This window comes from Achromobacter sp. ACM05, from assembly GCF_019218915.1.
Lineage (GTDB): Bacteria > Pseudomonadota > Gammaproteobacteria > Burkholderiales > Burkholderiaceae_B > Achromobacter > Achromobacter animicus.
The window spans coordinates 1,955,265-1,968,054 of sequence record NZ_JAHUWQ010000001.1; the positions used below are offsets into that span (position 1 = coordinate 1,955,265).

The following is a 12,790-nucleotide window of genomic DNA, read 5'->3' on the forward strand; positions in this document are numbered from 1 at the left end:
GACTGCAATGGGTGATTCATGAGCCGCGCCTGCCGCGCCTAACCTCCGCGTCCTTCATAAGCGCCTTCGTCGCCGTCCTCGTCTTCCATCGCGGCCTGCGCGCGTTCCAGCAGATAGCGCTTCAGGCCTTCAAGGCCATCCGGCGTCCAGTCCGTTACGCCGGTCACCGCAACCCATGCATCCACATAATGCTGCGGCGCATAGACGTGTCCATAGCCCATGGGTGTGGCCGTGCCCACCGCCATGTCCAGCGCCAACTGCAACATCGTCACCACGGGATACCAGCGCAGCTCGGGCGACACGTCCGGTCCCATCGGCGCGTTCATCCACGCCGGCGGACGGTAGAGGTCGCGATAGTCGAAGAACGTGACCGGGTCGCTGGCGTATTGCAGGTAGACGACACGCATCGGCCCCCACGGCGCGTCGGCTGGCACCGGCGAGCCGTGCTGGTTCATGAAGCGCACGAAGGCGCCATCGCGCAGCTCGGGCAGCCACGCGGGCGAGCCGGGATTGCGGGCGTCCGTGATCTTGCGCCAGACCCGACTTTCAAACGGGGGGCCGCTCCACAACGCGCCCTGGATGGGATCGCCGATCATCTCGAACAGTTCGGCCGAGCCGGCTGAGTTCATGGCGCCCAGGCTCAGGCCATGCAGATACAGCCGGGGCCGCCGGTCCTTGGGCAGCGTGGTCCAGTGGCCATACACCGCCTGGAACAGGGCGCGCGCCGCCTCGGCGCCGTATTCGGGTTGCGCCAGCAGCGACAGCGGGCTGGACAGGTACGAATACTGCATTGCCACGCTGGCCACGTCGCCATTGAGCAGGTATTCCAGCGAGTCTGCGGCGGCGGGGTCGACCCACCCCGTGCCGGTCGGCGTGATGACGACCAGCACCGAGCGGTCGAAGGCGCCGACGCGTTTCATCTCGTCCAGCGCAAGCTGCGCGCGGGCCTGCGGCGTGGCCGCGCCGCGCAGGCCGACATAGACGCGGATGGGTTCCAGCGCCTCGCGTCCGGACTGCGTGGTGATCTCGCTGGCTGTCGGGCCCGACGCGATGTATTCGCGGCCCGCACGGCCCAGTTCATTCCAGCGGATCAGCGACGCCGGACCGCCGGTCTTGTTATCGGCGGTCGGCTGCGGGCGTTCGGGTTCCAGCAGCGCGTCGAATTCTTTGAACGACGCATCCAGCACGTGCAGCGCGCCGCGGAAGAACACGTCGGTCGCCAGCAGCCAGAAGATCAAAAGGGCGATGGCCGCGCCCGTGACGTTGGCCACGCGCCTCGGTACGACACGCCGCACCTGCCGGGTCAGATAGCGCGCGATCAGCTTGAACAGCCGCGCCAGCGCCAGCAGCACGGCGAACGTCGCGAGGGCGATCAGGCTGACCTTGATGGGATGTGCGCTCGTCACGGGTTCCATCTGCATCAGCGCGCGGATGGTGTTCTGCCATTCGGCTGCGCGGCCCAGGAATACGATCGCCACGGACACGCACAGCAGGCCGATGACGGCATTGATGATGCGCGCGGTCCGGCCGCGGGGCTCGGGTAGTTCCATGTAGGCCCACAGCCAATGCCACAGCACGCCCAGACCATATCCCGCGGCAAGGCAAGTGCCGGCCAGCACGCCCTGCGTGACGTGGGTGCGGGGGATGAGGGTGGGCGTCAGCGCCGCGGCAAAGAACAGCGTGCCAAGCATGAGGCCGACGCCGGATAGGGACTCCAGGTGCGAGCGCAGGAAGGTAGGCAGGTGGCGGGGCAAGGTCTGCTGCACGGTGGGCGTCCTCATCCGGGAGGGAATGGCGGGGATTCTCGCACGTTGCGGCGCGATGGTCGCGGGTGACGATGTTTGTGGGTGCCGATACGGACGGGGCTGTCAGTCGCGGTCGGGCGCGCCCAGCGGAAAGAGCGTCCGGTAGGGCCGGGCCTCGTCGACCGCCCGCGCGAACGACGGCCGCGCCAGCAGCCGCGCGCGATAGGCCCGCAGATGCGGATAGGCGTCGGCGATCGGGTGGGTCCAGTCGGCGTAGAACAAGGCGGGCGCGGCGGCGCAGTCGGCCAGCGTGAAGTCCGCGCCCGCGGCCCATGTGCGCGTGGCAAGCTGCGCGTCGATCCAGGCGTAGGCCCGTTCCAGCTTCTGCGAGGCCAGCGACCGCGCTTCGTCACGCTTGGCGGGATCGCCGGTCAGCGCGCCGTTCACCGCGTGCTGCATCCAGTACATGACGTGCAGGTCGAAATAGCGGTCCAGAAAGCGCACGTCCAGCGCGGCCATCGGGTCGGCGGGAATCAGCCGGACCGGGCCGGGGTGGGTCAGTTGCAGGTACTCGATGATGATGCTTGATTCAACGACGTTGCGTTCGCCGTCGACCAGCAGCGGAAACTTGCGCAGCGGCCAGCGCTCGATCCAGTCGGCGGCATGCTGGGGCGTGTCGGGCCCGATGCTGCGGAACTCGAACGGCGTGGCGTTTTCGTACAGCGCAATCAGTGTCTTCTGCGTGTACGACGAAAAGGGATGACCGTAAAGTGCAGGCAGCATTCTCGGAGTCTCCTCGGACGTGGCTCACAGGTTAATGGGTCTCGGGCTGTTTCACCAGACGGACGCCGCCCCGACGCCGCCGTGCGCACCGGGCGCGAAAAGGAATACAGTGCATGACGGATCCCGGCGCAACGGCTCGGGGCCGACACCAACAATACGGAGACAGGATGGATACGGCAGGCAAGCAGGGCGCCAGCGTGCGCGAACAGGTCGGCGAAACGGAATGGCAGGTCCGCAAGGATCTGGCGGCGTTGTACCGGCTGGTGGCGCTGTTCGGGTGGGACGATCTCATCTTCACGCACATCACCGCCAAGGTGCCGGGCACGGAGCATTTCCTCATCAACCCCTACGGGATGATGTTCGACGAGATCACCGCGTCCAGCCTGGTCAAGATCGACCTGCACGGCAACAAGGTGATGGAGTCGGAATACGACATCAATCCGGCCGGCTTCACCATCCACAGCTGTATCCATGCGGCGCGCAAGGATGCGATGTGCGTCCTGCATACGCATTCGATCAACGGCGTGGCGGTGTCGGCGCAGAAGGCGGGCCTCTTGCCGCTGTCGCAGTTCGCGTTCATCGTGCTGCGCTCGCTCAGCTACCACGACTACGAAGGTCTGGCGCTCAATCCCGACGAGCAGCCGCGCCTGGTGCGCGACCTGGGCGCCAACAACTACCTCATCCTGCGTAACCACGGCCTCTTGACCGTGGGTCAGAGCATGGCCGAGGCCTTTCAGGCCATGCATCGGATGGAAGCCGCCTGCATGGTGCAGGTGCGCGCCCAGGCCGGCGGCGAGCTGACCCACATCCCTGCGGACATCCTGGCCCGCGCGGCGGTGGAGTCGCCGGCTGACCGCGCCCACAAGGCCCAGCTGGCCTGGCCGGGCCTGCTGCGCCGGCTGGACCGGCGCAATCCGGGCTACGCGGAATAAGCGTGAAGGCCGGTGCCCGACACCGGCCAGCAGCACGCCGCCGACTACTTCTTCGCAGCCGGATCCGCCGACAGGAACTCGGCGCAATCCGGCAGCGGCTTGGCCGGCTGGTATGACGACGAATCGGCTTGCCACGCGTAAGTCACCGTATAGCTGCACTGATTGTCCACCTGCGGCGCGAGCTGCGCCTTGGTCAGCGCGGGCCGCGCGCTTGAGTCCGCGAGACGGCTGGCCCCTGACGGCGAGCGGGTGGCCTGCGTCTTCACCTGCAGATCCGGCAATTCCTTGCCCGGCAGGGCCTTCAACGATGCCGTGAACTGATAGACATCGCTGCATTGCCCGGCGCGCTTTTCCTGGTCCGCCTCGTTGAAGCACGCCCGGATGGAGGCATCGGCCGAGTACGGCATGACGAGCGCCAGGCTGGCGCCGGCCTGCTCGCCCAGATTGACGTCGTACAGATACAGATCCCGGCGTTCGAATCCGCCGCCCGAGAACGGGGTCGACGCCTTGAAATCCGGCTCCGCCGGGCCGATCACGCCGACCAGCGCCCGCTCTTCGCTCAAGCGGATCAGTTCCGGCCAGACCTTGAAGTCCTTGAAGTCGGGAATGTCGGGCGAGTCCCAGAACCGGTAGTCGGCGCGCAGGGTCCTGCTGGTCGCGAAGGGCCCGTTTTCGTTGAACGCGCCGTCCGTCTTGATGCCCACGCACCAGTCGGTCTGTGCGTTGCAATACAGCTTGTGGTCCGCGTTCAGCTTCAGGGGCTCGGTATCGGGGGCGGCCAATGCCGCGGCGGGCAGGGCGGCGCAGAGCAGCAGGGCAAACACTTTTGACACGATTCTTCCTTCTTGTGGGATGCGCGCGGGCCGGTATGTTACGGCCCGCGCAGCGCCGCTGGGGCGCGCCACATTTTGTAGGGAGTCGGGCCATTGCGCGCGACCCGATGGTGTCAAAAGATGAACAAACGTATCGGAGTCGATGCCGTTCGCGTCGGCGGCCTCAGTCGCGCACCGGGCCGTCGGGCGTATCGGTTTCCACCAGCCGGGCCAGTTGCAGCAGTGATTCCTGCCAGCCCAGGTAGCACATCTCGGTCGGGATGACCTCGGGAATGCCCTCCTGCACGATGGTCAGTTCCGTGCCGCACGAGACCTGCCGCAGGTTGATGGTCGTCGTCATCTCGCCCGGCAGGGCGGGATCGTTGAAGCGGTCCGTGTAGCGAATCTTCTCGCCTTCCACCAGCTCCAGGTATTCTCCGCCGAACGGCTCGAGGTGGCCGGTGGCGAAGTTGCGAAAGGCCATCCGGTGCTTGCCGCCCACGCGCGCGTCCAGTTCCTGAACCGAGCAGGTGTAGCCATAGGGCGGAAGCCACTTGGCGACCGCGTCCGGTTCGAGAAAGGCGCGATAGACGCGGTCGGGGGAGGCGCGCAGGACGCGCAGGTGTCGTACGGTTCCGGTAGTCATGGTGTAGTCCGCCTTGATGTGAGGGTGGGTGCATGACTACGACGAACCGCCGGCACCCGGATCGACACGGATTTACCTGGGGATTTCCCTAGGTCATGGCGTCTGTCCCGATTGCCGCAGGCGTTCAATGTACGCCGACAGCGTCTCGGCGTGCCGCTGCTCGGCGCGCAGGCCGACGTGCCCGTCCGCCCGCACCGCCAGCAGCATCATGTCGCCCACGCCCATCCGCGCCGCCGTGGCGGGCTCCAGGTAGGCGTCCACGTCGGTGACGCCATCGCTGGCGGTCAGAGCCACCACCACCTCGATGATGTAGCCGTCAGCCAGCGCCATCAGCTGGCGGCGCAGGTCCGACAGCGGCTGCTGCGCCGTGCCGGGGCCGCCAATCAACAGGACGGTGTGGCCGCGCCGCTTGGCGTACTCATGCAGCTTGCCCCGGCCGCCGGTGGAAAACCGCACGTCGATATGGTCCGGCAGCCGCTGGCCCGGCCAGATGGCCTCGTGCCGGTCACCCATCACGATGGGCGACCCCGCGTAGTCGATGTCGAGTTCGGCTTCCGACACGGCCTCGCGGTGCCGCGCTTCGGGGTTGCCGAAGGCCGCGCGGATCGCCAGATCGCGCGCGCGCCGCTCTGCGTTGCCCTGCGCCATCTGCGCGCTTTCGGCGGCATCGCCCGACGCCATCACCATGTCGGCCACGGGCCGGCGCTCGGCGTGATAGCTGTCCAACAGCGCGGGCGAACAATGTCCCTGGCAGACGAGTGCCAGCTTCCAGCCCAGGTTGTAGGCATCCTGCAGGCCGGTGTTCATGCCATGTCCCTGCGCCGGGCTGCACGTGTGCGCGGCGTCGCCCGCCAGCAGCACGCGGCCGGACCGGAACGCGCGCGCCACCTTGGTGTGGCATTCGAAGCGCGCCGGGTGCGAGACGTTGTAAAAGCCGGCGTCGGGCAGGTAGCGCCGCAGCGTGGACAGCGCGTCCTCGACCAGGTCCGACTCCGCGGAGCTGGGGCGCAGGTAGACGCGCCAGCGCTCGCCGGGAAGCGCGGTCAGAATCACGGGAATCTGATCCAGGTAGGCGTAGTTCGCCTCGAACGCCTCCGGCCAGTCGGGGATGGTGGCGTCGAACACGGCCCACGGCTGGTTAATGTCGTGGCCGTCCTGCTCGATGCCGGTCAGCATCCGCACGGTGCTGTGATGCCCGTCGCAGCCGACGACCCACTGCGCCAGCACCTGCGACAGCTTGCCGCCGCGCTCCACGGTGGCCAGCACGCCGTCTTCCTGTTCCTGCAATCCCACCAGCTTCGTGGCGCGCGTGACCTTGCCGCCCAGCCGCGCCAGATGGTCGGCCAGCACCGTCTCCGTGACTTCTTCCGAGATGCCGATGTTGAAGGGATAGCGGCTGCCGGCAAGTTCCAGGTCGATGATGCCCAGTTCGCTGCCGCCCGCGTGAATGCGGGCGCGCCGCTGCTTCACGCCCGCGGCCAGCAGGGGTTCGATGATGCCCAGCGCATCCAGGATTTCAAGTGAACGCGGATGCACGACGGTCGCGCGGTCCCAATCCAGCGGGCGTTCGTGCGCATCGATCAGCAGGCAGTCCACGCCGCGGCGCTGCAATTCGGCGGCGGTCAACAGGCCGGCCGGGCCCGCGCCCACGACCAGGACGGAAATCGAGATCACCATGTCTTGCCCTCAGCAATGTGGTCATCAAGTCCTGCCGCAAGGGATGCAGCCTGCCCGGCAGTCGGAAGCAGCGCGGTCGCGCCGATGCTGCCGGCAGCACGACAAGGGCGGCGCATTGCGCCGCCCCTGCCGTTTCGCGTGTTGCGAAATTAAAGCAGCGCCGGGGCGCCGTCAACGGCAATGCGCGGCGCCGCGCGCGAGTGGGGGGCACCTCGTTCCGCGGTATGGGTGCATCAGTGCGCGCGGTCTCATGCGATGGGATGAGGCGCCGCTCGCCCGGTTGGCCACGCCCGCGAAGGCATCCGCCGTCCGGTCCATTACTATTTCAACCATGAGCCAGCGCAAGAATCCTTCGAAGCCGGGCCCCGATGCCTGCATCCGCGTGCGAGGCGCGCGGGAACACAACCTGAAGAACGTGGACGTCAGCATCCCGCGCGATGCGCTGGTGGTGTTCGCCGGCGTGTCCGGGTCGGGCAAATCGTCGCTGGCATTCGGCACGCTGTACGCCGAAGCGCAGCGCCGCTACCTGGAATCGCTGTCGCCGTACGCCCGGCGCCTGATCGATCAGGTGGGTGTGCCCGACGTCGACGCCATCGATGGTCTGCCGCCCGCCGTGGCCTTGCAGCAGCAGCGCGGCACGCCGAACGTGCGTTCCACGGTCGGCAGCGTCACCACGTTGTCGAGCATGCTGCGGATGCTGTATTCGCGCGCCGGCACCTATCCGGCGCGCCAGCCCATGCTGTACGCCGAGGACTTCTCGCCCAACACGCCGCAGGGCGCCTGCCCGCATTGCCACGGCCTGGGCTACGTGTACGACGTGACCGAGGCATCCATGGTGCCGGACCCGTCGCTGTCCATCCGCGAGCGCGCGATCGCATCGTGGCCGCCGGCCTGGCATGGCCAGAACCTGCGCGACATCCTGGTGACGCTGGGCTACGACGTGGACAAGCCGTGGCGCGACCTGCCCAAGAAGGACCGCGACTGGATCCTCTACACGGACGAACAGCCCACGGTGCCGGTCTACGCCGGTTTCACGCCGGCCGAGACGCGCGCGGCGCTGCGCCGCAAGACCGAACCCAGCTACATGGGCACCTATACCGGCGCGCGCCGCTACGTCATGCACACGTTCGCCACCACGCAGAGCGCCATGATGAAAAAGCGCGTGGCGCGCTTCATGACCGGCGCGCCCTGCCCGGAATGCGGCGGCCGGCGCCTGAAGCGCGAGGCGCTGTCCGTGACGTTCGCGGGCCTGGACATCGGCAGCCTGTCGCAACTGCCGCTTGCCCGCATCGCAGAGGTTCTGGCGCCCGCCGCCGAAGGCCGGTTCGACGAACACGCGGCGCAGTCTGGATCGACGCGCAGCAAGGCTGCGGGCGTGCGTGCCAACGCCAAACGCGTGGCGGCCGGCGGGCTGTCGCATGCCGGCAGCAGCGACGTGCGCCGCACGCCGGACCTGTCGCCCGAGAAACGCATCGCCGCGCAGCGCATTGCACATGATCTGGTCGAGCGCATCGGCACGCTGCAGGCGCTGGGCCTGGGCTATCTGGCGATGGACCGGTCCACGCCCACGCTGTCGCCCGGCGAGTTGCAGCGCCTGCGGCTGGCCACGCAGATCCGCTCCAACCTGTTTGGCGTGGTCTACGTGCTGGACGAACCGTCCGCCGGCCTGCACCCCGCGGACGGCCAGGCGCTGCACCGCGCGCTGGATCAGCTGAAAGCGGGCGGCAACACGCTGTTTGTCGTGGAGCACGATCTGGACACGCTGCGCCGCGCCGACTGGCTGGTCGACGTGGGGCCGGGCGCGGGCCAGCACGGCGGGCAGGTGCTGTACAGCGGTCCGCCCGAGGGGCTGCGCAAGGTAAAGGATTCCGTCACCGCCAAGTACCTGTTCGACATGCGCCCCGCCAGCCGCCGCACCCCGCGTGAACCGGCCGGGTGGCTGGAACTGCGCGGCATTCATCGCAACAACCTGCATGGCGTGGACGCGCGCTTTCCGCTGGGCGCATTCACGGCGGTGACGGGCGTGTCCGGCTCGGGCAAATCCAGCCTGGTCAGCCAGGCGCTGGTTGAACTGGTGGGCGAACACCTGGGCCAGGAACTGCCGGCCGAGGAACCCGACAGCGACCTGCCGCAGCCCGGCAATTTGCCGCGCACCACGGGCCGGCTGCATGCGGGCGGGCAGGCCATCAAGCGCCTGGTCAACGTGGACCAGAAGCCCATCGGCCGCACGCCGCGCTCCAACCTGGCCACCTACACCGGTCTGTTCGATCACGTGCGCAAGCTGTTCGCCGACACCAAGGCCGCGCGCGCCCGGCGCTACAGCGCGGGCCGCTTCTCCTTCAACGTCGCGCAAGGGCGCTGCGAGACCTGCGAGGGGGAAGGCTTCGTCCACGTCGAACTGCTGTTCATGCCCAGCGTGTACGCGCCGTGCCCCACGTGCCACGGCAGCCGCTACAACGCCAAGACGCTTGAAGTCGAGTGGAATGGCCGCAACATCGCCCGGGTGCTGGACATGACGGTGGACGAAGCGCGCGATTTCTTCAAGGACGAGGCGGTGGTGGCGCGCCCCTTGACGCTGCTGGCCGAGATCGGCCTGGGCTATCTGCGCCTGGGCCAGCCCGCCACTGAACTGTCCGGCGGCGAAGCCCAGCGCATCAAACTGGCCACCGAACTGCAGCGCAGCCAGCGCGGCAACACGCTGTACGTGCTGGACGAGCCCACCACGGGCCTGCACGCGGCGGATGTGGACAAGTTGATGACGCAGCTGCACGGCCTCGTGGATGCCGGCAATACCGTCGTCGTGGTCGAACACGACCTGCGCGTCGTCGCGGGCAGCGACTGGATGCTGGACGTCGGACCGGGCGCCGGCGAAGAGGGCGGCGCTATCGTCGCGGCCGGCACCCCGGAAGCCGTCAGCCGCGGCAACGCGGGCGTCACCGCCCCGTTCCTGCGGCGTTTTTTTGACTGAGGAAACATGGAATTCACCTACCGCCCCGCGCGCGGCGAAGACGTCGCGGCCTGCATCGACATCCGGGGCAAGACCCGCGAGAACGCGTTTTCCGCAGCGGACCTCGCCGCGGTCGGCGTCACGCTCGAATCATGGACCGCGGCGGTCCAGGACGGCTCGCTGCCCGGCTACGTGGCCACGGTCGACGGCAAGGTCGCCGGGTACTGTTTCGGAGACACCGAAGCCGGAGAGATCGTCGTCCTGGCGCTGCTGCCCGACTTCGAGGGGCATGGCGCGGGCAAGACGCTGTTGAATCTGGTCGTGCGCGATCTGAAGGCGCTGGGCTTTCAGCGGCTGATCCTGGGATGCGCCAGCGACCCCGCCGTGCGTTCGTATGGCTTTTACCGGCACCTGGGCTGGACATCGACGGGCACGTTCGACGACCGGGGCGACGAGGTGCTGGAGCTGTATCCGTAAAACGCGTTTCGTGAGCGCCCGCGGTCCTACTGCTGCATTTCCTGCGCAAGCGTAGCCTGCATGCGCTCCATGCTTTCCTGGCCCACCTGGATCAAGCCGCTGCCCGGCTGATCGATATCCAGGATGAAGGTCAGCACCAGGGCAATCAGCGCAGCAAACATCCCGGTGGAAATCGGCCGCCGCCGTCCATACAGGCCCGTGCCGTACGCGATATAGCCCATCGAGCCGCCCGCCACGATGAACAGCAGGTAGTACACCGGCTCGGGCACGTGATTTTCCAGCGCGACGCGCCGCTTCTCGTTGATCTGCGCCATCTCGTTGATGGCCTGTATGAACATGATCGTGGAGATCGACGGCGGATTCTCGGCCCGCGCCGCCACCGCCGCCCGGATCTGGCGTTCGATGCGGCGTGCCGTGGCGTTGGCGGCGGCAAAACGCGGCGAATCCTGGTCGGCCAGGTGGTAATCCAGCGATGCCGACGTGTATTCGTGCAGCATCTTTGCCACCACCGGCCGGTGCTCAGTGGGAATGAGCTGCGACCGCCAGTAGGCGTTGCCGATGGCGTTGGCCTCTTCCAGCACCAGGTTCTTGCGCGTCTCGAACCGCGTGACCGACATGGCGAACGTAAACCCCAGCAGCAGGGCCAGGAGGCCGAGCAGGGCGGTCTGCAGTGCGGTGATGTGCGTCTTGGCGGCCTCGTCGGCCGGCTTGCGCAGCCGGCGGCCAAGGCGATAGCCGACCTCGATGACGCCCAGGAAAATGATGAGCACGACGAAAAAGAGGATGACCTCGTCGACTTCCCGCAGCATGCCGTTTTCCCCCCCGGATCGGATTTGCGGATCAGCGTATGCCGATTGCGCGGCGGCGGCAAGCCTGGCCGAACGCCGGGCCATCCTGTCAGCGAAACGCCAACATCTTGGAGTAAGGTGTCGCTTCTTAACCCCAAGACCCGCACGGAGCAGAACTTGAAATACCGCAAACTCGGCCGTACCGACCTGGATGTCAGCCTGATCGGGCTGGGCACCATGACCTGGGGCGAGCAGAACACCGAAGCCGACGCGCATCAGCAACTGGACTACGCGCTGGAGCGCGGCGTCAACCTGGTCGACGTGGCCGAGATGTATCCCGTGCCGCCCAAGCCCGAAACCCAGGGGCTGACCGAAACCTACATCGGCACGTGGCTGGCCAAGACCGGCCGCCGCCAGGACATCGTGCTGGCCAGCAAGGTGGCCGGCCCCGTGCGCGATGCCAAGCGCCCCGGCCACATCCGCGACGGCAAGACCTTCCTGGACCGCAAGAATCTGACCGCGGCCCTGGACGCCAGCCTGAAGCGCCTGCAGACGGATTATCTGGACCTGTATCAACTGCATTGGCCCGACCGCACCACCGCGACGTTCGGCCAGCTCAACTACCCGTGGGTCGAAGACGAGCACACCGTGCCGATCGAAGAGACCCTGTCGGTGCTGCAGGACTTCGTGCGCGCCGGCAAGGTGCGCCACGTGGGCGTGTCGAACGAAACCCCGTGGGGCGTCAGCCAGTTCCTGCGCCACGCCCAGAATGCCGACCTGCCGCGCATCGCGTCGATCCAGAACGCGTACAGCCTGCTGAACCGCGTGTACGAGATCGGCCTGTCGGAATTCACGCACCACGAAGGCGTAGGCCTGCTGGCGTATTCGCCGCTGGCGATGGGCATGCTGTGCGGCAAGTACCTGGACGGCGCCAAGCCGGCCGGCGCCCGCCTGACGGTGTACACGCGCTTCACCCGCTACAGCAACCCCCAGGCCGAAGCCGCCACGCGCGAATATGTGGAACTGGCGCGCAAGCATGGCATCTCTCCGACGCATCTGGCGCTGGCTTGGGTGAATCAACGCCCGTTCGTCACCAGCAATCTGATCGGCGCAACGTCGCTGGAGCAGTTGAAGGAAAACATCGACAGTGTTGATGTGACGTTGTCGGCTGAGGTGCTGGACGCGATCAACCAGATCCACGTGCGTCATCCGAATCCGGCGCCTTGAGGCGCGCGGGGCGGGACGGGAAACCGTTCATGCCCCGATGGAAGGCGGTTGATCTCCTTCGAGGTCAACAACCGAAAAGCTCACTTGCGAAAGCGGTGGGCTTTTTTCATTTCCGAGGGGTAGTTCTGTAATGCCGTCGTTGGCACGCATGTTTGAAGCAGGGGGGATTCAAATCGTGCGTGGCATCACGGGAGAAAAGTGAATCAGGCAATTTTCGCGTTTATCTGATTCAAGTCGGCTTCTGCGACGCTCAGACTTTCGCGCATCAGTAATTGCCTGGAGCAATGATGACAGCGCGCCCGATCATTCGTGTTGGTGACAAGACGACCCATGGCGGAAGGGTGTTGGAGGGGTTTTCGTCCTACGACATCGACGGCAGGGCGGCAGCAGGGCTTGGTCACAAGGCTATGTCGGTGTGGCGGTCGGATTCACCCCAGATGAACTGATCAACGGAGCAGGGATCGCTCAGGCATTGCATGACACTTTGGGCGCCTTGGAAAAACGGCGAATGCCGACCATGCAGAATCATCCGGAAAACGGCGGATGGCCTGCTAGCGCAGACGATAGGCCGGACCATATTTCAATTCAGTTGGGGTGTGACCTGTACGCAAACGTCAGACCTCATGCACTGACCCCGGACATCCTGCTTGGAACAGTCGAAGCTGTACCGTTGCCTTGGGGAAACAGCAGGGGAAGTTCGAAAGAATTGCACGTCTGCGAACGCTAGCCAGGGCAAATATGCGGATTCTCGGAAGG

Annotated in this window: 12 protein-coding genes; 6 read left to right on the top strand and 6 right to left on the bottom strand. The window is 66.7% G+C overall.

The annotated features are described in order from the left end of the window. Positions 1-38 precede the first annotated feature (38 nt). Positions 39-1,766 carry an alpha/beta-hydrolase family protein gene (locus KW836_RS08825; protein ID WP_224776715.1) on the bottom strand — a complete coding sequence of 576 codons (1,728 nt, stop codon included), beginning with the start codon at positions 1,764-1,766 and terminating at the stop codon, positions 39-41. Between the two features lie 102 nt (positions 1,767-1,868). Next, the gene (locus KW836_RS08830; RefSeq protein ID WP_218343012.1) at positions 1,869-2,528 is read right to left on the bottom strand and encodes a glutathione S-transferase family protein; all 660 of its coding nucleotides are present in this window, start codon (positions 2,526-2,528) and stop codon (positions 1,869-1,871) included. A gap of 167 nt (positions 2,529-2,695) precedes the next feature. Between KW836_RS08830 and KW836_RS08835 the strand changes: the two genes are divergently transcribed. After that, a complete protein-coding gene (locus tag KW836_RS08835) occupies positions 2,696-3,460 on the top strand; it encodes a class II aldolase/adducin family protein (RefSeq protein ID WP_218343013.1) in 765 nt (254 codons plus the stop codon). Between the two features lie 44 nt (positions 3,461-3,504). Here the strand turns inward: KW836_RS08835 and KW836_RS08840 are convergent, their stop codons facing one another. From KW836_RS08840 to KW836_RS08850, 3 genes are all read right to left on the bottom strand, one after another. Continuing rightward, positions 3,505-4,293, bottom strand: a complete 789-nt coding sequence (locus KW836_RS08840) for a hypothetical protein (protein WP_218343014.1) — start codon at positions 4,291-4,293, stop codon at positions 3,505-3,507. Between the two features lie 163 nt (positions 4,294-4,456). Next, positions 4,457-4,918: an SRPBCC family protein gene (locus KW836_RS08845; protein WP_175122728.1), complete on the bottom strand. Its 462-nt coding sequence runs from the start codon at positions 4,916-4,918 to the stop codon at positions 4,457-4,459. Positions 4,919-5,011: 93 nt separating this feature from the next. Further along, positions 5,012-6,595, bottom strand: a complete 1,584-nt coding sequence (locus KW836_RS08850; RefSeq protein WP_218343015.1) for an FAD-dependent monooxygenase — start codon at positions 6,593-6,595, stop codon at positions 5,012-5,014. Between the two features lie 331 nt (positions 6,596-6,926). Here KW836_RS08850 and uvrA point away from each other — a divergent pair, with 331 nt between their 5' ends. Further along, the gene (gene uvrA, locus KW836_RS08855) at positions 6,927-9,563 is read left to right on the top strand and encodes an excinuclease ABC subunit UvrA (protein ID WP_218343016.1); all 2,637 of its coding nucleotides are present in this window, start codon (positions 6,927-6,929) and stop codon (positions 9,561-9,563) included. Positions 9,564-9,569: 6 nt separating this feature from the next. After that, positions 9,570-10,019 carry a GNAT family N-acetyltransferase gene (locus KW836_RS08860; protein ID WP_218343017.1) on the top strand — a complete coding sequence of 150 codons (450 nt, stop codon included), beginning with the start codon at positions 9,570-9,572 and terminating at the stop codon, positions 10,017-10,019. A 26-nt stretch (positions 10,020-10,045) separates the two neighbouring features. Here KW836_RS08860 and KW836_RS08865 read toward each other — a convergent pair whose 3' ends face one another. Next, entirely contained in the window at positions 10,046-10,828 is a 783-nt protein-coding gene (locus tag KW836_RS08865) for a hypothetical protein (RefSeq protein ID WP_175137645.1), read from the bottom strand. A gap of 156 nt (positions 10,829-10,984) precedes the next feature. On the opposite strand from KW836_RS08865, the gene KW836_RS08870 reads away from it, so the two are divergent. The 3 genes from KW836_RS08870 to KW836_RS28130 all read left to right on the top strand — a co-directional run bounded on the left by KW836_RS08870 (position 10,985) and on the right by KW836_RS28130 (position 12,761). Beyond that, entirely contained in the window at positions 10,985-12,034 is a 1,050-nt protein-coding gene (locus tag KW836_RS08870) for an NADP(H)-dependent aldo-keto reductase (protein ID WP_175137646.1), read from the top strand. 287 nt (positions 12,035-12,321) lie between these two features. Then, positions 12,322-12,480, top strand: coding sequence for a PAAR domain-containing protein (locus KW836_RS08875; protein ID WP_218343305.1), 159 nt, complete (start codon positions 12,322-12,324; stop codon positions 12,478-12,480). Further along, entirely contained in the window at positions 12,450-12,761 is a 312-nt protein-coding gene (locus tag KW836_RS28130) for a polymorphic toxin type 44 domain-containing protein (protein WP_218343018.1), read from the top strand. Before KW836_RS08875 ends, KW836_RS28130 begins: the two co-directional genes overlap by 31 nt. Positions 12,762-12,790: the final 29 nt, after the last annotated feature.